Here is a 22,884-nt window from a genome sequence, read left to right as displayed (position 1 = left end):
TGGCCGTTATATCCGGCCGAGCACCAGCAGAATCAGCAGCACCACCAGGATCACGCCGATGATGCCGGACGGACCATAGCCCCACGAACGGGAGTGAGGGAACACTGGCAGGCCGCCTACCAGCAGCAGAATCAGGACGATGATGAGGATCGTGGTCATGGTGGAATCCTTGCGTGAACGAATGGGTGGGGAACGTCTAGCGTCCGGTGTTCCATCAGGTTTGGCCGCTTGTGAATTCCGACCGATGGGCCGTGAAGAAAGTTTTATCGATTTGTCACCCACTTGCGTTTCATGCCGCTTTATTCAGCACGGTGATCGTTAGCGGCCCAGCGGGCGGACTTGGCTAGACTGCCGCCACACCCACGGCGTCGAGGCACGCGGCATGCACAAGCGAATGATGATTACCGGCGCAGGCTCCGGGCTGGGCCGCGAAATCGCCCTGCGTTGGGCCCGTGAGGGCTGGCGTTTGGCTCTGGCCGACATCGACCAGGACAGCGCCCGACAGACGCTGCAACAGGTGCGCGAGGCGGGCGGCGAGGGCTTCGCCGAACACTGCGACGTGCGTGACTACAGCCAGTTGACCGCCCTGGCGCAACGTTGCGAGGCGGAGCTGGGCGGTATCGACATCGCCGTCAACAACGCCGGCGTGGCGTCGGGCGGGTTCTTCGGCGAGCTGTCGCTGGAGGATTGGGACTGGCAGCTGTCGGTCAACCTGATGGGCGTGGTCAAGGGCTGCAAGGCCTTCCTGCCTTTGCTCGAGCGCAGCCAGGGACGGCTGGTCAACATCGCGTCGATGGCGGCGCTGATGCAAGGGCCGGGCATGAGCAACTACAACGTGGCCAAGGCCGGGGTGCTGGCCTTGTCGGAAAGCCTGCTGGTGGAGCTGCGGCCGTTGCAGGTGGCGGTGCATGTGGTCTGCCCCTCGTTCTTCCAGACCAATCTGCTCAGTTCCTTTCGCGGCCCGGACCCGGCCATGAAGGATCAGGTTGGCAAACTGCTGCAAAGCTCGCCCATCGATGCGGCCGACGTGGCGCAGTGCATCTATGCAGGTATCGAAGCCGAGGCGTTCCTGATTCTGCCCCATGAGGCGGGCCGCGCGGCCTGGCAGGTCAAATGCCAGGCGCCCGAGCGGATCTACAGCGAAATGACCGAAATGGCGGTGAAGATGCGTGCTCGGCGCGAGCCACGTTGACGGGTGAAGTCTGTAAGAGAATTTACTCTGGCTTGTAGGAAACGTCTCTTTTAGCGCCAGTCTATTGAGACGGCAGCCTTACCCCGGCAGTCTGCCTTTTTTTACGGCTGCTGGAGGACAACATGCTGGTATTTGTCAGAGAAATCGGCGAGTCCCTGGTCATCGGTGACGACATCGTCATCAAGTTGGTGGACGTCAAACGCGGCGTGGTGCGGTTGGGGGTCGATGCCCCGCGGCATGTCGACGTGCATCGCTCGGAGATCTATCGGCGCATCCAGGCGCATCGGGGCGAGGAAGAAGGGGCGCTCGCTGACTGCACGCAAAGGCGGGTTTTGCGCTGAGGCGTCCTACGGACTACCGCTCGCCGGCTGGCCGCATCGGGCCGAACAGCAGTCTCGACTCCCCCAATGCGCTGGGCCAGGTCCGCTGCGTCGTATTCGACGACTCACTCCAGCAATTCAGGCGGTACATCATGTTTGGCCAGCAGTTGGCACTGCTGGCTCTCCACGTCGAACAAGATGAACGCCTGCCCTTTGGCCAGCGCCTGGCGGACCCGTAGCACACGGGTCTCCAGGGGCGTGTCGTCACCGTTGTCGGTACCGTCGCGGGTGACGAAGTCTTCGATCAGCCGGGTCAGGGTTTCAGCTTCAAGTTGGTCGTATGGAATCAGCATAGTTCGGCTGCTAATAAGTGAAAGATCGCGCCATCCTACGTGAAAGGCTGTAACCCTGCGTAGGAATCACGGCTTCTGCCCCACCAGGCTGTCCACCGCCGGCACCCGTGTGTCGCTCTCCATTTGCGCATCGTGCTCCAGCTGATGGCTGAAGCGCTCCAGCGATGCACTGGCCGGCTGCGAATCGCTGGCGAACACCGGCGGGCTGAGCAGGTAACCGGCCAGCAGGCGGCTCAATGCCGCCAGGCTGTCTATGTGGGTGCGCTCGTAGCCATGGGTGGCGTCGCAGCCGAAGGCAACCAATGCCGTGCGGATATCGTGGCCGGCAGTCACCGCCGAATGGGCGTCGCTGAAGTAGTAGCGGAACAGGTCGCGGCGCACCGGCAATTCCTGTTCGGTCGCCAGGTTCAGCAGATGGCGTGAACGGTGGTAATCGTACGGTCCGGACGAATCCTGCATGGCCACGCTTACTGCATGCTCGCTCGAGGACTGGCCCGGCGCCACTGGCGCGATGTCGATGCCGACGAACTCGCTGACGTCCCAGGGCAGGGCTCCGGCAGCGCCGGAACCGGTTTCCTCGGTGATGGTGAACAGTGGGTGGCAGTCGATCAAGGGCTGGCGACCGCTTTCCACCACGGCTTTGAGCGCCGCCAGCAGCGCTGCGACTCCGGCCTTGTCGTCCAGGTGGCGGGCACTTATGTGGCCGCTTTCGGTGAATTCGGGCAGCGGGTCGAAGGCGACGAAGTCGCCGATGTTGATCCCTAAGGCTTCGGCATCGGCACGGGTGGCGCTGTAGGCATCCAGACGTACCTCGACGTGCTCCCAACTGACCGGCATCTGGTCGATGGCCGTGTTGAAGGCATGCCCGCTGGCCATCAGCGGCAACACGCTGCCACGGAATACGCCCGCGTCGGTGAACACGCTCACTCGGCTGCCTTCGGCGAAGCGGCTGGACCAGCAGCCGACCGGCGCCAGCGCCAGGCGGCCGTTGTCCAGCACCTGGCGCACGCTGGCGCCGATGGTGTCGAGGTGTGCCGAGACTGCGCGGTCCGGCGAATTCTGCCGGCCCTGCAAGGTAGCGCGGATGGTGCCGCGGCGGGTCAGCTCGAACGGGATACCCAGTTCTTCGAGGCGCTCGGCCACGTAACGCACGATGGTGTCGGTGAAGCCGGTGGGGCTGGGAATGGCGAGCATTTCCAGCAGCACGCGCTTCATGTAGTCCAGATCGGGTTCGGGTGGACGTTCAGCCATTGTCGGAACTCCTTACAGCTATCAAAGAGGGGCGAGGCTGTGCGGGAACAGCAGGTCTACGAAGCGCTCGGCGGTCGGCTGTGGCTCATGGTTGGCCAGGCCTACCCGCTCGTTGGCTTCGATGATCACGTACTCGGGCTGGCTGGCATCGGCCACCATGAAATCCAGGCCTACCACCGGAATGTCTAGCGCGCGGGCGGCGCGTACCGCCGCGTCGGCCAGAGCCGGGTGCAGGCGTGCGGTCACGTCTTCCAGCGTGCCGCCGGTGTGCAGGTTGGCGGCGCGGCGCACGGCCAGACGCTGGCCGGCGGGCAGCACACTGTCGTAATCGAAGCCCGCATCACGGATGCAGCGTTCGGTCTCTTCGTCCATCGGGATACGGCTCTCGCCGCCCGTGGCCGCCTGGCGACGGCGGCTCTGCGCCTCGATCAGCGCCTTGACGCTGTGGCTGCCATCGCCGACCACCTGGGCTGGATGACGGATCGCGGCCGCCACCACTTCGTAGGCGATGACCACGATGCGCAGGTCATGGCCGGGGTGGCAGCTTTCCAGCAGCACGCGGCTGTCGAATCGACGGGCATGCTCCACGGCCTGGGCGATGTCTTCGAGGGTAGTGAGGTTGACCGCCACGCCTTGGCCCTGCTCGCCATCCACCGGCTTGACCACCACCGCGCCGTGGTCTTCCAGGAAAGCCAAGTTGTCGTCGGCGTTGCCGGCCAGTTGCTGCACCGGCACCTTGAGCCCGGCGTCGTGCAGGGCCTTTTGGGTCAGGCGCTTGTCCTGGCAAAGGGTCATGCTCACGGCGCTGGTCAGGTCGCTGAGCGATTCGCGGCAGCGCACGCGGCGCCCGCCCATGCTCAGGGTGAACAGGCCGCTGGTGGCATCGTCCACTTGCACTTCGATGCCGCGGCGGTGGGCTTCGTCGACGATGATCCGCGCATAGGGGTTGAGCTCGGCCTGCGGGCCGGGGCCGAGGAACAGCGGCTGGTTGATGCCGTTCTTGCGCTTGACGGCGAAGGTCGAAAGGGTGCGGAAACCGAGCTTTTCATACAGGCGCTTGGCTTGCCGGTTGTCGTGCAGCACCGAGAGGTCGAGGTAGGCCAGGCCGCGGCTCTGGAAATGCTCGACCAGGTGGCGCACCAGCACTTCACCCACGCCAGGGCGGCTGCACTGCGGGTCGACCGCCAGGCACCACAGGCTGCTGCCGTGCTCGGGATCGGCGTAGGCCTTGTGATGGTTCAGGCCCATCACGCTGCCGATCACCGCGCCGCTGTCCTCGTCTTCGGCCAGCCAGTACACCGGGCCGCCGAGGTGGCGTGGTGTCAGGCGCTGCGGGTCGATCGGCAGCATGCCGCGCGCTTGATACAGGGTGTTGATGGCCTGCCAGTCGGCTTCGTTCTGCGCACGGCGAATACGGAAGCCGCGGAACACGCGCTGCGCCGGACGATAGTCGGAGAACCACAGGCGCAGGGTATCGGACGGATCGAGAAACAGTTGATGAGGCGCCTGAGCCAGCACCTGCTGGGGCGCGGCGACGTACAGCGCGATGTCGCGCTCGCCTGGGCGCTCTTCTTGCAGCGCCTGGGCCAGGCAGGCCGGATCGGGATAGGTATGCCCGATCAGCAGGCGCCCCCAGCCGCAATGCAGGGCACGGGGCTGATCATGGGGCTCGCTGCCGTCGACGGCCAGGCGCGCCTGCAAGCGCTCGTAGGAAGGCGCCTGGCCACGCAGCAGACGCTGGCCATAGGCAGTTTCATGGGCTTTCATCGATCAGATTCCTTGTTCGCTCAACCACAGGTTGAGCGCGGCCAGCTGCCACAGCTTGGAGCCGCGCAGCGGGGTGAGCTGGCCTTGCGGATTGCTCAGCAGGCGGTCGATTTCAGCCGGATTGAACAGGCCGCGGTCCTGGCTCGAGTCGGTGAGCAGGTCGCGTACCCAGCCCAGCGTCGCGCCTTCCAGGTGCTTGAGGCCCGGCACCGGGAAATAGCCTTTCTTGCGGTCGATCACCTCGTGGGGAATGACCCGCCGCGCCGCTTCCTTGAGCACTTGCTTGCCGCCATCGGGGAGCTTGAAGCGCGCTGGGATGCGGGCCGACAGCTCGGCCAGGCGGTAGTCCAGGAACGGGGTACGTGCTTCCAGACCCCAGGCCATGGTCATGTTGTCGACGCGTTTGACCGGGTCGTCGACCAGCATCACCGTGCTATCCAGGCGCAGGGCCTTGTCCACGGCGGCATCCGCACCGGGGCGGGCGAAGTGTTCGCGTACGAAGTCGCCGGCGGCATCGCCTTCGAGTATCCAGGGTGCCTGCACCGTGTCGCGGTACTCGGCATAGCTGCGGTCGAAGAAGGCATCGCGGTACGCCGCGTAGGGATCGGCCGCGCCGTCCACCTGCGGGTACCAGTGGTAGCCGGCGAACAGCTCGTCGGCGCCCTGGCCGCTCTGCACGCCCTTGCAGTGCTTGGCCACTTCCCGCGACAGCAGGTAGAAGGCGATGCAGTCGTGGCTGACCATCGGCTCGCTCATGGCGCGGAACGCGGCGGGCAGCTGGTCGATGATTTCGTGTTCGGCGATGCGCAGCTGATGGTGGCGCGTGCCGTAGTGCTTGGCGATCAGGTCCGAATACTGGAACTCGTCGCCGCGCTCGCCGCCGGCGTCTTCGAAGCCGATGGAGAAGGTCGACAGGTCTTCCACGCCGGTTTCGCGCAGCAGGCCGACCAGCAGGCTGGAATCGACGCCGCCCGACAGCAGCACGCCGACGTCCACTGCCGCACGCTGGCGAATCGATACGGCGTCGCGAGTGGCGTCCAGGACGCGGGTGGTCCAGTCTTCGAGGGTGAGGTTCTGCTCGTCGGCATTCGGGCCGTACTGCAACGTCCACCAAGTCTTGCGTTCGACCTCGCCGTGACGATCGACGCGCATCCACGTGCCAGGCTCGAGCTTCTGCACGTTGGCCAGCAAAGTGCGCGGTGCCGGAACCACGGCGTGGAAGTTGAGGTAGTGGTTAAGGCCCACCGGGTCGATCATCGAATCGATGTCGCCGCCTTTGAGCAGCGCGGGCAGGGTGGAGGCGAAGCGCAGGCGTTCGCCGTTGCGCGAGAGGTACAGGGGCTTGACGCCCAAGCGGTCGCGGGCGAGGAACAGGCGTTGGCTGTCACGCTCCCAGATGGCGATGGCGAACATGCCGTTGAGCTTGGGCAACAGCGCTTCGCCCCAGGCGTGGTAGCCCTTGAGCAACACCTCAGTGTCGCCGTCGGACCAGAAGGTGTAGCCCAGAGCCTGCAACTCTTCGCGCAGCTCGGGGAAGTTGTAGATGGCGCCGTTGAAGGCCAGCGACAGGCCCAAGGTGCTGTCCTGCATCGGCTGCGCCGAGCCGTCGGACAGGTCCATGATCTTCAGTCGGCGATGGCCCAGGGCGATCGGCCCTTGGCTGTGAAAACCCCAGGCATCCGGGCCGCGAGGGGCGAGATGGTGGGTGATGCGTTCCACGGCCGCGAGGTCCGCAGCACGAGGCGCTTGGCCAATAGGGGTAAAACGAAGCTCACCAGCTAATCCGCACATAAGTCCTTACCGGTTTTTCCGTTGGGGAGGGTGTGTGCTCCAAAAGCGGGCACCTAGTTAGTGACCTGTCGGATTTGCATGAGTTTTAGAACGATCTGTTATAAGCAGTCAAATCGGATCGGCTGATCGGGGTCCTATCACCAGTGGACAAATGACGACAACGTCTTGTACGGCCAGCATCACCAGCGCTCAATCGCATGTCACCCAATCTTCCACCCTCAGTCCGGGCACACGATTGAATTCCTTGAGATTGTTAGTGACGACGATCAATCCCTTGGAGCGAGCGTGCCCTGCAATCATCAAGTCGTAGGGCCCGATCGGTCGACCCGCACGTGCCAGGTCTGCCCGAATATCTCCGCTGTGCGCAGCCGCATCCTGATCGAACTTCATCAGGTCAAGACGCGCTGTAAATCTTTCGACGTCCGCAAGATTACGCTCGGGCCAGGCTGACCTTTCTGCCCCATAGACCAATTCCATGAGCGTAACAGTACTGATGCACATCTGATCCTGATGCCGATTGAACATCTCTCGAACGGCTTGCGGCTTGTTCTTTATCGTAAAAATACAGATATTTGTGTCCAGCATGAACTTGAGCATCAGAACGACTCACGTACTTGATCGACAGGTTGCTCACGGTCCTCCATGAAGTCTGCAGATACGCCTTCTCCGTCAAACCAACTGTCCCAAGACTCACCCGCGGGGGTAATGATTCGAGTACGGCCGATCGCGACAATGTCTACGCGTTTGACGTCATCAGGGAGTGCGACTGCTTTGGGCAGCCTTATCGCCTGGCTGCGATTACTAAGAAAAACAGAGCCTTGTTCCACGGTGATTTCCTGGGATATGTCTGATGTATATCCAAGGCTAACGCATGTTCGACGGTTGTCAACAACGAGTGATTGAAGCCTTGCTCCGATACTGTTGCCCTGAACGCATCTCTTCGCGCAGGCGCGGCTCAGTGGCTAACAATGTGTGATAGCTCCAGCACGCCTCAGGCCTACCGCCCGCCGCGAATCACCCCTCGCAAGACGAACCGATTCGGATGGCACGCCTCGGCCACCGCGCGCGGTACCGGCAACGGTTCGTCGCACAGCCAGGCGGCGATCAGTTCCCCGCTTAGAGGTGCAGTGATCAAACCGCGCGAACCGTGGCCGCTGTTGATGTACAGGCCTTCCAGCCAAGGGCAGGGGGTGTCCGGTACCTGGCGGGCGTCCTTGCGCAAGGCGGCGTAGGCCTGCTCGAACGCTTCGCGCTCGGCCAGCGGCCCGACGATGGGCAGGTAGTCCGGGCTGGTGCAGCGGAAGGCGGCGCGGCCTTGCAGGGTTTCAGGCTGCAGCGCTTCGGCGTGCAGGCGCTGGGCGAGGTCGGCAGAGATGTCGCGCAGCAGGCCGAGGTTGCTCTGGTGCTCGGCGGTGGTAGGCGTGAGGTCGTCGCTGTTGAAGTCGAAACTGGCACCCAGCGTATGTTCGCCGCCGCGCGGCGGCGCCACGTAGCCGTCGGCGCAGACCACCGTGCGCAAGGCGCTGCTTTCGGATGTGACGGGCAGGCGGGTGATCTGCCCGCGGATGCGCTTGAGCGGCAACAGCGCGCTGGCGTGCAGGCGCTGCACGTCGGCGGCATTGGCCAGCACCAGCACCGGCGCGCTGGCCAGCAGCCGCTCGCCGGCCCAGGCCTGCCACAGACCGCCTGCCCGTTGCAGGCTCAACACTTCGCTGTGGCTCTGCAAGCGAATGCCGGGGTGCTGCAACTGGGCCTGGCACAGGGCAGGGGGATGCACCCAACCCCCTTCGGGGTAGAACAGCCCGCCATGGGCCAGGGCGACGCCCGCTGCCTGTTCGGCCTGCTCACGGTTCAGCGGGTGCAGCAGGCTGACGTCGAAGGCGTCGGCCAATTTGCCCTGGCGCTTGGCTTCGCCTTCGTCGAAAGCCAGTTGCAGCACCCCGCAGGCATCCCAGTCGTGGCCCCGCTGCAGCTGCTGCAACCAACGACGGGTGTAGCCGAAGCCTGCCAGGACCATCTGCGACAGTGCCGTGCCGTGGGCCGAAAGCTTGAGATACAGCACGCCTTGCGGGTTGCCCGACGCTTCTTGCGCCGCCTCGGCATGCCGCTCCAAGACCGTGACTTGCCAGCCGCGCCGGGCCAGGCTGCTGGCGGTGGCGCTGCCGGCCAGGCCCGCGCCGACCACCAGAGCCTGGCGCAGACCGTGCGCTGGCGCAGGTGGACGGGCGTACCAAGGCGCGCCATCAAGGTGCGCCTCGCCGGTGAAGTGGCCGTGCATGACCTCCCACTTCTTGCCCAGCCCCGGCACCTTCTTCATGGCGAAACCGGCATCGACCAGGCCGCGACGCACCCAGCCGGTGGTGGTGAAGGTGCCCAGGGTCGTGCCCGGCCCCGACAGCCTGGCCAGTTGTGCGAACAGCGCAGGCGTCCACATGTCGGGGTTTTTCGCGGGCGCGAAACCGTCGAGGAACCAGGCGTCGACCCGCGCGTCGAGCTGCGGCAGCTGTTCGAGCACATCGCCGATCAGCAAGGTAAGGGTGACGCGCCCGCCGTCCAGGCTGAACTGCTGGAATCCCTCATGCACCGCCACGTACTGCGCCAGCAGCGGCTGCCAGTAGGCGGCGAGCTCCGGCCATAGCTGCGCGGCGCGGGCCAGATCGGCGTAGCTGAGGGGGTATTTTTCTACGCTGACGAAATGCAGCCGTGCGCCGGGCTGGGCATGGGCGTCGAACGCCTGCCAGGCGCAAAAGAAGTTCATGCCCGTGCCGAAACCGGTTTCGCCGATCACCAGGCACGCGTCTGCGGCCAGCGCGGCGAAGCGTTGTTCCAGGCGATTGCCTTCGATGAACACATAGCGCGTTTCGAGAGTCCCTTCATTACGGGAAAAGTACACGTCGTCGTAATGGCGCGAATACGGGCGGCCCTGTTCGTCCCAGTCGATCTGGGCATGGGCGGTGGGGGCGTGGGGCATGGTCGACTCGACGGCTGGCAGAGCGCGAATGGTAAGCCATCCGCCGGTGGGTTTGAACGGCCAGGCGCCGGTTCGGCCGTCACGGGTGAAGGTCGCTTGGCAGTCCCTCCACCGCACCACGCGCATCGTTCAGGCACCTTGGGCTAGTCTTGACCATCCATCGAAGGAGACACCATGTTCGAATCCGCGGAAATCGGCCACTGCATAGACGATGAAACCTTCGACGCCGAGGTGCCGGCCCTGCGTCAGGCGCTGCTCGAGGCGCAGTATGAGCTCAAGCAGCGTCAGGATTTCGCAGTGATCGTGCTGATCAACGGCATCGAGGGCGCCGGCAAAGGCGAGACGGTCAAACTGCTCAACGAATGGATGGACCCACGCCTGATCGAGGTCCGTACCTTCGACCAGCAGACCGACGAAGAGCTGGCCCACCCGCCGGCTTGGCGTTACTGGCGCGCCTTGCCGCCCAAGGGGCGCATGGGGGTGTTCTTCGGTAACTGGTACAGCCAGATGCTTCAGGGGCGCGTCCATGGCAGGTTCAAGAACGCCGTGCTGGACCAAGCCATCAGCGGCGCCGAACGCCTCGAGCAGATGCTCTGCGACGAAGGCGCGCTGGTGCTCAAGTTCTGGTTCCACCTGTCCAAGAAGCAGATGAAGCAACGCCTCAAAACCTTGCGCGACGACCCACTGCACAGCTGGCGCATCAGCCCGTTGGACTGGCAGCAGTCCAAGACCTACGACCGTTTCGTGCGCTTCGGCGAGCGCGTGTTGCGCCGCACCAGCCGCGACTACGCGCCCTGGCACGTGATCGAAGGTGCCGACGCCAATTACCGCAGCCTGGCCGTGGGCCGCATCCTGCTGGAAAGCCTGCAAGCGGCCCTGGCTCGGCCGCCCAAGGACAAACGCCAGGCCAATGTCGCACCACTGGGCCGTAGCCTCGACCAGAAGACGCTGCTCGATGCTCTGGACCTCACCCGGCGTCTGGAAAAGGACGACTACCAAGAGCAGTTGGTGACCGAGCAAGCGCGCCTGGCGGGCCTGCTGCGGCACAAGCACATGCGCCGGCATGCCCTGGTGGCGGTGTTCGAGGGCAACGATGCGGCCGGCAAGGGCGGGGCGATCCGCCGCGTCGCGGCGGCCCTCGACCCGCGCCAGTACCGCATCGTGCCGATCGCCGCGCCGACCGAGGAAGAACGCGCCCAGCCTTACCTATGGCGCTTCTGGCGGCACATTCCGGCACGCGGCAAGTTCACCGTCTTCGACCGTTCCTGGTATGGCCGGGTGCTGGTGGAGCGGGTCGAAGGCTTCTGCACCCCAGCTGACTGGATGCGCGCCTATGGCGAGATCAACGATTTCGAGGAAGAGCTGAGCCGAGCCGGCGTGGTGTTGGTGAAATTCTGGCTGGCGATCGACCAGCAGACGCAACTGGAGCGTTTCGAAGCGCGCGAAGACATTCCTTTCAAGCGCTACAAGATCACCGAAGACGACTGGCGCAACCGCGACAAGTGGGACGTCTACCGAGAGGCGGTGGGCGACATGGTCGACCGCACCAGTACCGAAATCGCCCCCTGGACCCTGATCGAGGCCAACGACAAACGCTGGGCGCGGGTGAAGGTGCTGCGCACGATCAACGAGGCGTTGGAGGCGGCGTTCGTCAAGCACGGGAAATGAACAAGGCGCGGCCCGTGTAGTGGTTGAAGGGGTGCAGCCAAGTTGCCCGAGCGCCGCTGGCATGGATTCGGCGGCACGCTGCTGCCGACACCAAAGAGCGCTTGGGGCAGGTTTCTCCAGGCTTCTAACCGTACGGCTGTCTATCTAGCGGTCAGGCAAACCACGTATGCCGAAAAGTGATCGATTGGAGAATTAATTTCCGACACGACCTACGCCACGCTTTCCCGTCAACCCTTAGACTTGCTGCCTGTGGGTTCACGTTCATTCCTAGAGGTCATCATGCACACCACGTCCGGGCGCTGGGTCCATGGGCTATTGCTGGCGCTACTGACGGTAGTGCTATGGGGCATTCTGCCGATCAAGCTCAAGCAGGTCCTGCAAGTGATGGACCCCATCACCGTCACCTGGTACCGGTTGCTGGTCTCGGGCGGGTTGCTGCTGGTCTGGCTCACCGCCCAGCGACGGTTGCCGCGGTTTCGCGGGTTGGGGCGCAAGCGCCTGGGGCTGGTGGCCCTGGCGATTGGCGGCTTGCTGGGCAACTACGTGCTGTACTTGGTGGGGCTGAAGCTACTTAGCCCAGGCACGGCGCAATTGGTGGTGCAGATCGGGCCGGTGCTGCTGCTCGTCGCCAGCCTGTTCATCTTCAAGGAGCGGTTCAGCTTGGGGCAGGGCCTGGGGCTGGCGATACTGCTGGCGGGGTTCGGGCTGTTCTTCAATCAGCGTCTCGAGGAGTTGCTGACATCCCTGGGCGTTTACACCACAGGGGTTTTGACCATCCTGCTGGCCACCAGCATCTGGGTGTTCTATGCCTTGAGCCAGAAACAGCTGCTCACGGTGTGGCATTCGCAGCAGGTGATGATGGTGATCTACCTGGGGTGCGCAGCGCTGCTCACGCCCTGGGTGCATCCCTTGGAAGCGTTGCAACTCGACCCGTTGCAAAAGTGGCTGTTGCTGGCCTGTTGCTTGAACACCCTGGTCGCCTACGGGGCGTTCGCCGAAGCGCTGGCGCACTGGGAGGCGTCCCGTGTCAGCGCAACCCTGGCGCTCACGCCGTTGGTCACCCTGCTGGCCGTGGCAGTGGCTGCGCGGTTGTGGCCCGAATACGTACAGGGCGAAGGCCTCAACGCTCTGGGCTATTTGGGCGCCGTCACGGTAGTGGTCGGTTCGGCGCTGGTGGCCCTGGGGCCGTCGCTGGTAGCGGGCTGGCGAACGCGCCAGGCCCGCCTGGGCAGAGCTTGATCCTCTGAACCGCGACTTCGAAGACCGCTTGTCCACCAGACAAGCGGTCTTGCCTTCAGCGCTTCATTGGCCGCTCAACCCTTGGCGCCAGGCGCCAACATGTTCTGCGGTTTGACCCACTCGTCGAACTGCGCATCGGTCAGATACCCCAGCGCCAGCGCTGACTCGCGCAGGGTCAGGCCCTCGGCATAGGCCTTCTTGGCGATTTCGGCCGATTTGTCGTAACCGATGTGCGGATTCAGCGCCGTCACCAGCATCAAACCCCGTTCCAGATGCTGGGCCATCTGCCCGGCGTCGGGTTCGAGCCCGGCCACGCAATGCTGCTGGAAGTTGCGCGCGCCATCGGCCAACAGCTCGATCGATTGCAGCAGGTTGTGGATGATCACCGGCTTGAACACGTTCAGCTGCAAGTGGCCCTGGCTGGCGGCGAAACCGATGGCAGTATCATTGCCCAGCACCTGGCAGGCCAGCATCGACAGTGCTTCGCACTGGGTCGGGTTGACCTTGCCCGGCATTATCGAGCTGCCCGGCTCATTGGCCGGCAGGCGGACTTCGGCGAACCCCGCCCGTGGGCCGGAGCCGAGCAGGCGTAGGTCGTTGGCGATCTTCATCAGCGCCACGGCCAGGGTTTTCAGGCCGCCGGCCAGGCTGGTCAGCGGTTCGTGCCCGGCCAGGGCCGCGAACTTGTTCGGTGCGGTCACGAACGGCAGGCCGGAGAGGGCGGCCAGTTCGGCGGCGATGGCTTCGGCGAAGCCCTGCGGGGCATTGAGCCCGGTGCCGACTGCGGTGCCGCCTTGGGCCAGTTCGCACACCGCCGGCATGCTGGCGCGGATGGCGGTCTGCGCATAGTCGAGTTGGGCGACGAAGGCCGAGAGTTCCTGGCCGAAGGTGATGGGCGTGGCGTCCATCATGTGCGTGCGACCGGTCTTGACCAGGTCGTGATGGCGCGCCGACTGTTCGGCGAGGCCTGCCGAAAGCTCGGCCACCGCCGGCAGCAGCTTGCCGTACACCGCTTGCGCGGCGGCGATGTGCATGGCGGTAGGGAAGCAGTCGTTGGAGCTTTGCGAGCGGTTGACGTGGTCGTTGGGGTGGACCGGGCTCTTGCCGCCACGCGGGTTGCCGGCCAGTTCGTTGGCGCGACCGGCGATCACCTCGTTGACGTTCATGTTGCTCTGCGTGCCACTGCCGGTCTGCCACACCACCAGCGGGAACTGGTCGTCGTGCTTGCCGGCCAGCACTTCGTCGGCGGCTTGTTCGATCAGGCGGGCGACGTCGGCGGGCAGATCGCCATTGCGGTTGTTGACCCGTGCGGCGGCCTTCTTGACCAGCGCCAGCGCATGCACCACCTCGCGCGGCATGCGCTGCTGGCCGATGGCGAAGTTGACCAGTGAGCGTTGGGTCTGCGCGCCCCAGTAGGCCTGCTCAGGAACTTCGACCTGGCCGAGGCTGTCTGTTTCGATACGGCTCATGCTGCGTTCACTCCTTTATAGTGCGACACCGCAGTTTAGGCCCCTCATCGAATGAGCCGTTCCATCGCTCTTCGTGCCACTTGAGCAGTGCCCCCATGCGGCGCAGAATGCTCTGGCTCAACACACCCCCGTTCAATTGAAGGAAATGCGATGACTCGTCTCCGCGCCCTCTGTGCCGCTGTAGCCCTGGCTTGTGCCAGCGGTCAGGTACTTGCAGCCACGCCAAGCCACACCGCAGCTGCCCAGGAGTTCCTGAAACTGGCCAACGCAGACAAACTGAGCACGCCGGTCTACATGCAGGTCCAGCAGATGTTCGCCCAGCGTTTCGAGCAGACCAAGGCGCCTGCCGCCAAGAAGTCGGTGCTCGACAGCTACCAGGCCAAAGCCAATGCCGCGCTCGACAGCGCCATCAGCTGGAAGAAGCTCGAACCGAAGATGGTCAGCCTGTACACCGCCACCTTCACCGAAGCCGAGCTCAAAGACCTGGTCAAGTTCTACAAGTCGCCGCTGGGCACCAAGGTGCTGCGTGAGATGCCCAAAGTCACGCAGCAGTCGGCCCAGCTGACCCAGCAGAGCCTGGAGCCTGCCGTGCCGCAGGTGAACAAGCTGCTCGACGACATGACCAAGGAACTGGTGCCCAACGCTGGCAAAGCCGCAGCACCCGCCAAGAAGTAAGCAGGAAGACCGCGATGAACATGCAGCAGCGCATCGAGCGGCAACTGGCCGCGCTGGCCCCGCAGCACCTTGAGGTGCTCGACGAAAGCCACATGCACAGCCGTGGCCAGGAAACGCACTACAAGGCGGTGATCGTCAGCGAGCAGTTCGCCGGGTTGAACAGCGTCAAGCGTCACCAGAAGGTCTACGCCACCATGGGCGAGCTGATGGGCCAGATCCACGCCCTGGCGATCCACACCTATACGGTGGAGGAGTGGGCCAAGGTCGGCGCGGCGCCGGCTTCGCCGGTGTGCGCGGGCGGCGGGCACTGACGCCGTTTCCCGCGTCTGTTAAACTTCGCAACGTCATACCAACGCCATCGCCGGGATTTCCCGGCGATGGCGTTTTCACGTCCAATCGATCGATCCGGTCCGCCCCTTACGCGGGTGACCACCTGGAGAAGCAAGAGCATGTCCCAAGCCATCGTGGTAGCGGCGCTGTACAAGTTCGTCACCCTGGAAGACTACGTCGAGTTGCGCGAACCGCTGCTCGCCTGCATGAATCGGCACGGCGTCAAGGGCACGCTGCTGCTGGCCCTCGAAGGCCTCAACGGCACCGTGTCCGGTACCCGCGAAGGCATCGACGGCCTGCTCGCCTGGCTGCGCGACGACCCGCGCCTGGTGGATGTCGACCATAAGGAAAGCTACTGCGACGAACAGCCGTTCTACCGCACCAAGGTCAAGCTCAAGAAAGAGATCGTCACCTTGGGCGTGCCGGGCGTCGACCCCAACCAACAGGTCGGCACCTATGTCGAACCCAAGGACTGGAACGCGCTGATCAGCGACCCCGAAGTGCTGCTGATCGACACCCGCAACGACTACGAAGTGGCCATCGGCACCTTCAAGGGCGCCGTCGATCCCAAGACCGAATCGTTCCGCGAGTTCCCCGAGTACATCAAGGCCAACTTCGACCCCAGCAAGCACAAGAAGGTGGCCATGTTCTGCACGGGTGGCATCCGCTGCGAGAAAGCCTCCAGCTACATGCTCGGCGAGGGCTTCGAAGCTGTCTACCACCTCAAGGGCGGCATCTTGAAATACTTCGAAGAAGTGCCCCAGGAGCAAAGCCTGTGGGATGGCGACTGCTTCGTCTTCGACAACCGTGTGACCGTGCGCCATGACCTGTCCGAAGGTGAATACGATCAGTGCCACGCCTGCCGCCACCCGATCGACGCCGCCGACCGCGCGTCCGAGCATTATTCGCCCGGCGTCAGCTGCCCGCACTGCTGGGACAGCCTCAGCGAGAAGACCCGGCGCAGCGCCATCGACCGGCAGAAGCAGATCGAGCTGGCCAAGGCCCGCAACCTGCCGCACCCGATCGGTTTCAACTACAAAGCCGAGGCCTGAGGCATGACGGCACGCCTGCTCTATGTGATGGACCCGATGTGCTCGTGGTGCTGGGGCTTCGCCCCGGTGGCCCAGGCGCTGATCGCCCAGGCCGCGCAGGCGGGCGTGCCGACCGACCTAGTGGTCGGCGGCTTGCGCAGCGCCAGTAGTGCCTTGGACGGCGCCACACGGCGCTACATCCTCGACCATTGGCAGGCGGTGGCCGAGGCCACGGGGCAGGGCTTCAGGTTCGACGGCGCGTTGCCCGACGGCTTCGTCTACGACACCGAACCGGCCTGCCGCGCCCTGGTGGCGGCGCGGCAGGTGGATGAGGCGCGGGTCTGGCCATTGCTGGCCGCCATGCAGTCTGCATTCTACGAACAAGGGTTGGACATCGCCCGGTCGCCCAACCTGGTCGATCTGGCCGAACGGGTGGGTCTGGAGCGCGGCCGTTTCGCCGAAAGCCTCAACGCTCCGGCCACCCGCGCCGCCACCGCCGCCGACTTCGCCTGGGCCCAGGGCCTGGGCATCGCCGGCTTCCCCACGCTTCTGGCCGAGCGCGACGGCCAACTGGCCTTGCTGACCAACGGCTACCAGCCGCTAAGTGCGCTGTCGCCGCTGCTGGCGCGTTGGCTGCAGCAGGCCACCGGTGCTTGACCTGCCAGGCTCGCCCGAGCCCGTGCCTGGCAGCACGTCCACGACGCCCGACCGCCTGAGCTGGGCGGAAATCCGGCGCTTGGCGCTGCTGCGCCCCAAACGCCTGTGGAGCGCCAACCTGGTCGCGGTGCTGGCCGCCTGTTGCAGTGTGCCGATCCCTTTGCTGCTTCCCCTGTTGGTCGACGAAGTGCTGTTGGGCCATGGCGACGCCGCCCTGCGCTGGATGAACCACCTGCTGCCCAGCGCCTGGCAGGTCGCCGCGGGCTACATCGGGCTGATGCTCGCCCTGACCCTGTCCCTGCGCCTGGCCGCGTTGGCCTGCAACGTGGTGCAGGCCAAGCTGTTCGCCGGGCTGGCCAAGGACATCGTCTACCGCTTGCGTATCCGTTTGATCGAACGGCTCAAGCGCATTTCCCTCAAGGAATACGAAAACCTGGGCAGCGGCACCGTGACCACGCACCTGGTCACCGACCTCGACACCCTGGACAAATTCGTCGGTGAGACCCTGAGCCGCTTCCTCGTGGCGATGGTGACCCTGACCGGGGTGGCGGCGATCCTGTTGTGGATGCAGTGGCAACTGGCCCTGCTGATTCTGCTGTTCAACCCGTTGGTGGTCTTTTTCACGGTCAAGCTCGGCAAACGCGTCAAACACCTGAAGAAGCTGGAAAACGACAGCACCGGGCGCTTCACCCAGGCGCTGGCCGAGACCCTCGACGCCATCCAGGAAATCCGCGCCAGCAATCGCCAGGGCTACTTCCTCGGCCGGCTTGGCCTGCGCGCCCGCGAAGTGCGCGACTTTGCCGTGGCCTCGCAGTGGAAGAGCGATGCCAGCAACCGTGCCAGCGGCCTGCTGTTCCAGTTCGGCATCGACCTGTTCCGCGCCATGGCCATGCTCACCGTGCTGTTCTCGGACCTGTCGATCGGGCAGATGCTGGCGGTGTTCAGCTACCTGTGGTTCATGATCGGCCCGGTCGAGCAACTGCTCAACCTGCAATACGCCTACTACGCCGCCGGCGCGGCGCTGAGCCGGATCAACGAACTGCTGGCGCGCGACGACGAGCCACACTATGCACCGGCCAGCGATCCGTTCGCCGGGCATCGGACGGTGGCCATCGAGGTGCGCGGTCTGAGCTTCGCCTACGGCGAAGAGCCGGTGCTGGACCGGCTCGACCTCGACATCGGCGCTGGAGAAAAGGTAGCCATCGTCGGCGCGAGTGGGGGCGGCAAGAGCACGCTCGTCCAGTTATTGCTCGGTTTGTACAGCCCGCAGGCCGGCAGCATCCGTTTCGGTGGTGCCACCTTGCAGGAGATCGGTCTGGAACGTCTGCGCGAGCAGGTGGCGGTGGTACTGCAGCACCCTTCGCTGTTCAACGACAGCGTACGCGCCAACCTGACCATGGGCCGCGACTGCGACGACGAGGCCTGCTGGCAAGCCCTGCGCATCGCCCAGCTCGACGCCACCATCGCTGCCTTGCCGGCCGGACTGGACAGCATCGTCGGGCGCTCCGGCGTGCGGCTGTCGGGTGGTCAGCGCCAGCGTCTGGCCATCGCTCGTATGATTCTCGCCGAACCCAAGGTGGTGATCCTCGACGAAGCCACCTCGGCGTTGGACGCCGCCACGGAATACAACCTGCACCGGGCCATGGCGCGCTTTCTCGATGGGCGCACTACATTGATCATCGCGCACCGTTTGTCGGCCGTGAAACAGGCCGATCGGGTCTTGGTCTTCGATGACGGACGCGTGGCCGAAGACGGCGCCCATCAGCAGCTGATCGCCGACGGCGGGCTCTACGCCAAGCTGTATGGACATTTGCAGCAAAGTTGATGAAGGCGGCGGTCTGCCAAACGTACTCTTGAGCCGGTTGAGAATCCCCCAGACAGATGGCAAATGGCCTACGCTGACCCCTGTCAGGTCATCCGGGCCTCATTCGCCGCAGTAGTAGGAGCGATATGGACGTCAGTCGCACGCAGTGGGCACCCAAGCTGGTGGGCATCATCTGGCCGTTCGTCGCGGTGGTGGTGTTCCAAGTGCTGTTGGGCATCGCCAGCTTGTATGCGTTGTCTGCCGTACGCGCCTACGTGGCAGGCGAGAGCTTGTGGTCCAAGGCGCAAAAAGATGCCATCTACTACCTGAGCCTATACGCCGAGACCCAGGACCCTTACAGCTTGCGCCGCTACCGCCAAGCCACGGTGGTCCCCCGTGGCGACCGCGACATGCGCGCAGCGCTGGACCGCTCCCCACCCGACCGGGCGGCCGCGCGCGACGGCATCCTGCGCGGCGGCAACCACCCCGACGACGTCAACCGCATCATCTGGTTCTACCACTACTTCAACGACTTCGGCTTCATGCAGCGCGCCGTGGACTACTGGGATACCGGCGACCGCTATTTGGGCCAGCTCGACGTGCTGGCCGAGGAAATCCATGCCGAGATCGCCGCTCCAGGGCCGGTCAGCGCGCAGCGCGTGGCGCACTGGCGCGCGCGCATCGTGGCCCTGAACGAGAGCGTGACACCAGTGGCCAAAGCTTTCAGCGACGCCTTGGGCGAGGGCTCGCGGGTGTTGCTGAGGGTGCTGCTGATCACCAACCTGCTCACCGCAGTGTTCCTCATCACGCTGGCCTGGCGCCGTTCGAGCAAGCTGCTGGCCCAGCGCCAGGCTTTCGCCACCGCCTTGCACTTGGAGAAGGAACGGGCGCAGATCACCTTGGCCTCGATCGGCGATGCGGTGATCACCACCGATGTCGACGGCGCCATCACCTACATGAACCCGGCGGCCGAGCAACTGACCCACTGGCAGGCCGAGCAGGCCCAAGGGCTGCCGCTGGCCGCCCTGTTCAGCGTGGTCGAGGAAACCAGCCTGAGCGACAGCCGCAGTCTGGTCGAGCAGGTGCTCGGCGGCAGCCTCAAGGCCGGTGCCGAGCACGCGCGCTGGGTGCAGCGGCTGGACGGCAGCACGGTGTCGGTGAACCTGGTGGGCTCTTCTATCGTCACCCAGGGGCAGATCAGCGGTATCGTGCTGGTGCTGCACGACATGACCCAGGAGCGGCAATACATCGCCAACCTGTCCTGGCAAGCCACCCACGATGCGCTCACCGGGCTGGCCAATCGTCGCGAGTTCGAATACCGACTGGAACAGATCCTTGACGCGCAGGCGCGCTCGCCCAGCCGTCATTCGCTGATGTTTCTCGACCTAGACCAGTTCAAGCTGGTCAACGATACCAGCGGTCATGCCGCAGGCGACGAGTTGCTGCGACACATATGCACGGTGCTGCACAGTGGTTTGCGCGAAGGCGACACCTTGGCACGCCTTGGCGGCGACGAGTTCGGCATTCTGCTGGAGTCGTGCCCGCCTGAGCAGGCCGAACGCATCGCCGAACAGCTGCGCCAAGCCGTGCAGAGCTTGCAGTTCGTATGGAAGGGCCGATCGTTCCAGACCACCATCAGCATCGGCCTGGTGCACATCAACGCCTTGCCGGGCAGTCTGGAGGCCTCGTTGCGCGCAGCCGACATGGCCTGCTACATGGCCAAGGAAAAAGGCCGCAATCGTGTGCAGGTCTACCACGCCGACGACAGCGAGTTGTCCATGCGTTTCGGTGAGATGGCCTGGATCCAGCGCCTGCACGTCGCCTTGGAAGAGAACCGCTTCTGCCTGTACGCCCAGGAAATTGCGCCTCTGCATGGCACGGAGGGACCTGCGCACCTGGAAATTCTCTTGCGCCTGCACGACGAAAGCGGGCGGATGATCCTGCCCGACAGTTTCATTCCCGCTGCCGAGCGCTACGGCCTGATCACTGCCCTGGACCGCTGGGTGGTGCTCAATGTGTTCAAGATGATCGAGCAGTGCATGCGCAGCGGGCACGACGAGCCACTGGCGATGTGTGCGATCAACCTGTCCGGTGCCAGCATCGGCGACGACAAGTTCCTCGACTACCTGCAGCGCCTGTTCGGCGAGCACGGCGTCCCGCCCAGCATGATCTGTTTCGAGATCACCGAAACCATCGCCATCGCCAACCTGGGCAGCGCGATCCGTTTCATCAACGATCTCAAGGGGCTGGGTTGCAAGTTTTCCCTCGACGACTTCTGCGCCGGCATGTCGTCGTTCGCCTACCTCAAGCACCTGCCGGTGGACTACCTGAAGATCGACGGCAGCTTCGTCAAGGACATGCTTGATGATCCGGTCAATCGGGCTATGGTGGAGGTGATCAACCACATTGGTCATGTCATGGGTAAACGCACCATCGCCGAGTTCGTCGAGAATTCGATGATCGAGCAAGCCTTGCGCGACATCGGCGTGGATTACGCCCAAGGTTATGTGATCGAGCGCCCGCAGGTCTTCACCTGCGACACCCTGCAGCGCCGGCGCGGCAATGCGCGGCCTTCGGGCCAGCAGCCTTTGGGTAGCCTGCATTGAGCGAAACGCCTGCACACACACGGAAAGCGACAAGGAGTTGAAAGTGATCGATGGATTCGTTCGGGTCGGACCACTGATGGACGCGGCCAGCTACCCGCTCTGGGCGCAGCAACTGATCGAGGAGTGCCGGGAGAGCAAGCAACGCGTGGTGCAGCACGCCTTCTATCGGGCCTTGCGCGACGGCAAGCTGCGCACCGCCACCATTCGCCAGTTCCTCATTGGCGGTTGGCCGGTGGTCGAGCAGTTCTCGTTGTACATGGCGCACAACCTGGGCAAGACCCGCTACCGCCGCCACCCCGGCGAAGACCTGGCGCGGCGCTGGCTGATGCGCAACATCCGCGTGGAGCTCAACCATGCCGATTATTGGGTGAATTGGTGTCAGGCCCATGGCATCCCTTTGCATGAGTTGCAGGAGCAGGAGGTGCCTTCGCAGCTCAACGCCCTCAACGACTGGTGCTGGCGGGTGTGCACTACCGAGTCCTTGGCTGTCGCCATGGCTGCGACCAACTACGCCATCGAAGGCGCAACCGGGGAGTGGTCGGCGGTGGTCTGCGAAGGGGATCAGTACGCCGAAAGCTTCCCCGAAGATCAGCGCAAACGCGCCATGAAATGGCTGAAGATGCACGCCCAGTATGACGATGCGCACCCTTGGGAAGCGCTGGAGATCATCTGTACGCTGGTCGGCGAGAACCCTGCGCCGGGCCTGCGCAATGAGCTGCGCAAGGCGGTGTGCAAGAGCTACGACTGCATGTTCCAGTTTCTCGAGTGCTGCATGGCGCTGGACGCGCAGCAATACGGCAAGGCCAGGCCGGCGCTGGCGGCCGGCTGAGCAGGGAGGCGGTTTTTCCGAAGTCTATGGCTTCATGCACTTCAACGCACCGAAGTCCTGACGCACCTTGTCGAGCCGTTGTACGAGGGTCTGACGTTGCTCGGCCGAGCTGTCGGCCAACAGATCGACGATCAGGCTCCGCGCCTGCTGTTCGGTACGTTCGAACGCCGCGCGGTACTGCGGCGTCCACAGGCTTTCCTTGTGCTGCAGCAACTGCGACAGGCGCGCTTCGAAATCCGCCGCATGGCGCTCACGCACCAGCGTCAGCAGTTGCTGTTGCCACAGTTCGCGATTGGCGATCCATTGCTGGTTCTGATCCCCCAACGCCTGCGACCAACCCGCCACCCGTTGACGCTGCGCAGCGTTCAGCGAGCCCAGCCAGGGTTTGAGGCGTTTTTCCATGCGTCTGGCACGCTCGGCGATCTGCTTGGGAAGTGGCGTGTCGACATATTCGGCACGCCGCTCGCGGATGTCGTCGGCAAACGCCTGCGCCATGGCGGTGACCTGTTCGTCGCTCATGCCACGCAGCAGTTCCCCGGCAGGCGGCGTGATGGCCTCGGCGACCCGGCCGATGGCTTCGCGGGCCTGTTCGGTGCGCTCGCGCAGGGCCTGGTCGGTGACTCGGTCCTCGACGACCAGCTGACGTACGCCGCCGAGCCACTCCAGGTAGCCGGGCAGTTGCGTCTGGCAGTGCCAGGCCAGCTGTTGCTTGAGCTGCTGGTCGAGCCAGGTCTTCTGCTCGCGGTTCATGTCCAGATAGTCGTTCAGCGACCACGGCACCAGGACGTCGAGGTTGCGGTAGGCCAGGTCGATACGCGCGCAACCGCTGACGGCGAGTAGGCAGAGGAGGGCGAGGAGGGTGCTGCGCAGAGGCTTGGCCAGACGGGTGAGCATGAGCGAATCCTTGCGAATGCGGGCCTGAGGTAGACGA

At 64.4% G+C, this 22,884-nt stretch carries 21 protein-coding genes; 11 read left to right on the top strand and 10 right to left on the bottom strand.

All coding sequences use genetic code 11. From position 1 onward, the window contains the following. Positions 1–6 precede the first annotated feature (6 nt). The gene (locus ACSMEV_RS17795) at positions 7–159 is read right to left on the bottom strand and encodes a DUF3309 family protein (protein ID WP_296268858.1); all 153 of its coding nucleotides are present in this window, start codon (positions 157–159) and stop codon (positions 7–9) included. A gap of 223 nt (positions 160–382) precedes the next feature. Between ACSMEV_RS17795 and ACSMEV_RS17790 the strand changes: the two genes are divergently transcribed. Together ACSMEV_RS17790 and csrA are read left to right on the top strand one after the other, a co-directional pair. After that, positions 383–1,192, top strand: a complete 810-nt coding sequence (locus tag ACSMEV_RS17790) for an SDR family oxidoreductase (RefSeq protein WP_459206314.1) — start codon at positions 383–385, stop codon at positions 1,190–1,192. Between the two features lie 122 nt (positions 1,193–1,314). Further along, positions 1,315–1,533 (top strand): carbon storage regulator CsrA, encoded by a 219-nt coding sequence (gene csrA, locus ACSMEV_RS17785; RefSeq protein WP_459206313.1) that lies wholly within the window; start codon positions 1,315–1,317, stop codon positions 1,531–1,533. Positions 1,534–1,637: 104 nt separating this feature from the next. On the opposite strand, the gene ACSMEV_RS17780 is transcribed toward csrA, so the two are convergent. The 7 genes from ACSMEV_RS17780 to mnmC form a co-directional block, all read right to left on the bottom strand. Beyond that, on the bottom strand, positions 1,638–1,865 hold the full coding sequence (locus ACSMEV_RS17780; RefSeq protein ID WP_313739474.1) for a YheU family protein: 228 nt from the start codon (positions 1,863–1,865) through the stop codon (positions 1,638–1,640). A 66-nt stretch (positions 1,866–1,931) separates the two neighbouring features. Further along, entirely contained in the window at positions 1,932–3,116 is a 1,185-nt protein-coding gene (locus ACSMEV_RS17775; RefSeq protein ID WP_459206312.1) for an osmoprotectant NAGGN system M42 family peptidase, read from the bottom strand. 21 nt (positions 3,117–3,137) lie between these two features. Continuing rightward, positions 3,138–4,883, bottom strand: a complete 1,746-nt coding sequence (gene ngg / locus ACSMEV_RS17770; protein WP_459206311.1) for an N-acetylglutaminylglutamine synthetase — start codon at positions 4,881–4,883, stop codon at positions 3,138–3,140. Between the two features lie 3 nt (positions 4,884–4,886). Next, positions 4,887–6,674 (bottom strand): N-acetylglutaminylglutamine amidotransferase, encoded by a 1,788-nt coding sequence (locus ACSMEV_RS17765; RefSeq protein WP_459206310.1) that lies wholly within the window; start codon positions 6,672–6,674, stop codon positions 4,887–4,889. Positions 6,675–6,863: 189 nt separating this feature from the next. Continuing rightward, the gene (gene vapC, locus ACSMEV_RS17760) at positions 6,864–7,271 is read right to left on the bottom strand and encodes a type II toxin-antitoxin system tRNA(fMet)-specific endonuclease VapC (protein ID WP_459206309.1); all 408 of its coding nucleotides are present in this window, start codon (positions 7,269–7,271) and stop codon (positions 6,864–6,866) included. After that, positions 7,271–7,501 carry a type II toxin-antitoxin system VapB family antitoxin gene (gene vapB / locus ACSMEV_RS17755; protein ID WP_459206308.1) on the bottom strand — a complete coding sequence of 77 codons (231 nt, stop codon included), beginning with the start codon at positions 7,499–7,501 and terminating at the stop codon, positions 7,271–7,273. The genes vapC and vapB overlap by 1 nt, the downstream gene beginning before the upstream one ends. Positions 7,502–7,671: 170 nt before the next feature. After that, on the bottom strand, positions 7,672–9,645 hold the full coding sequence (gene mnmC / locus ACSMEV_RS17750; protein WP_459206307.1) for a bifunctional tRNA (5-methylaminomethyl-2-thiouridine)(34)-methyltransferase MnmD/FAD-dependent 5-carboxymethylaminomethyl-2-thiouridine(34) oxidoreductase MnmC: 1,974 nt from the start codon (positions 9,643–9,645) through the stop codon (positions 7,672–7,674). Between the two features lie 174 nt (positions 9,646–9,819). Here mnmC and pap point away from each other — a divergent pair, with 174 nt between their 5' ends. Together pap and ACSMEV_RS17740 are read left to right on the top strand one after the other, a co-directional pair. Continuing rightward, positions 9,820–11,313: a polyphosphate:AMP phosphotransferase gene (gene pap, locus ACSMEV_RS17745; RefSeq protein WP_459206306.1), complete on the top strand. Its 1,494-nt coding sequence runs from the start codon at positions 9,820–9,822 to the stop codon at positions 11,311–11,313. A 279-nt stretch (positions 11,314–11,592) separates the two neighbouring features. Beyond that, positions 11,593–12,552, top strand: a complete 960-nt coding sequence (locus ACSMEV_RS17740; RefSeq protein WP_459206305.1) for a DMT family transporter — start codon at positions 11,593–11,595, stop codon at positions 12,550–12,552. 74 nt (positions 12,553–12,626) lie between these two features. On the opposite strand, the gene ACSMEV_RS17735 is transcribed toward ACSMEV_RS17740, so the two are convergent. Further along, positions 12,627–14,021: a class II fumarate hydratase gene (locus ACSMEV_RS17735; RefSeq protein ID WP_459206304.1), complete on the bottom strand. Its 1,395-nt coding sequence runs from the start codon at positions 14,019–14,021 to the stop codon at positions 12,627–12,629. 150 nt (positions 14,022–14,171) lie between these two features. On the opposite strand from ACSMEV_RS17735, the gene ACSMEV_RS17730 reads away from it, so the two are divergent. The 7 genes from ACSMEV_RS17730 to ACSMEV_RS17700 all read left to right on the top strand — a co-directional run bounded on the left by ACSMEV_RS17730 (position 14,172) and on the right by ACSMEV_RS17700 (position 21,953). After that, positions 14,172–14,696 carry a DUF2059 domain-containing protein gene (locus ACSMEV_RS17730; RefSeq protein ID WP_296268844.1) on the top strand — a complete coding sequence of 175 codons (525 nt, stop codon included), beginning with the start codon at positions 14,172–14,174 and terminating at the stop codon, positions 14,694–14,696. 14 nt (positions 14,697–14,710) lie between these two features. Then, on the top strand, positions 14,711–15,007 hold the full coding sequence (locus tag ACSMEV_RS17725) for a BolA family protein (RefSeq protein ID WP_459206303.1): 297 nt from the start codon (positions 14,711–14,713) through the stop codon (positions 15,005–15,007). Positions 15,008–15,145: 138 nt separating this feature from the next. Continuing rightward, positions 15,146–16,078: an oxygen-dependent tRNA uridine(34) hydroxylase TrhO gene (gene trhO, locus ACSMEV_RS17720; RefSeq protein ID WP_459206302.1), complete on the top strand. Its 933-nt coding sequence runs from the start codon at positions 15,146–15,148 to the stop codon at positions 16,076–16,078. 3 nt (positions 16,079–16,081) lie between these two features. Beyond that, on the top strand, positions 16,082–16,714 hold the full coding sequence (locus tag ACSMEV_RS17715) for a DsbA family protein (RefSeq protein ID WP_459206301.1): 633 nt from the start codon (positions 16,082–16,084) through the stop codon (positions 16,712–16,714). Then, positions 16,707–18,539, top strand: a complete 1,833-nt coding sequence (locus ACSMEV_RS17710) for an ABC transporter ATP-binding protein (RefSeq protein WP_459206300.1) — start codon at positions 16,707–16,709, stop codon at positions 18,537–18,539. Before ACSMEV_RS17715 ends, ACSMEV_RS17710 begins: the two co-directional genes overlap by 8 nt. Before the next feature lie 125 nt (positions 18,540–18,664). Continuing rightward, the gene (locus ACSMEV_RS17705; RefSeq protein WP_459206299.1) at positions 18,665–21,124 is read left to right on the top strand and encodes an EAL domain-containing protein; all 2,460 of its coding nucleotides are present in this window, start codon (positions 18,665–18,667) and stop codon (positions 21,122–21,124) included. 43 nt (positions 21,125–21,167) lie between these two features. Further along, positions 21,168–21,953 carry a TenA family transcriptional regulator gene (locus ACSMEV_RS17700; protein WP_459206298.1) on the top strand — a complete coding sequence of 262 codons (786 nt, stop codon included), beginning with the start codon at positions 21,168–21,170 and terminating at the stop codon, positions 21,951–21,953. 24 nt (positions 21,954–21,977) lie between these two features. On the opposite strand, the gene ACSMEV_RS17695 is transcribed toward ACSMEV_RS17700, so the two are convergent. Further along, positions 21,978–22,847 (bottom strand): DUF6279 family lipoprotein, encoded by an 870-nt coding sequence (locus ACSMEV_RS17695; protein WP_459206297.1) that lies wholly within the window; start codon positions 22,845–22,847, stop codon positions 21,978–21,980. Positions 22,848–22,884: the final 37 nt, after the last annotated feature.

The organism is Pseudomonas sp. MLB6B, from assembly GCF_054508135.1.
This window is presented reverse-complemented; position numbering and strand designations above follow the sequence as displayed.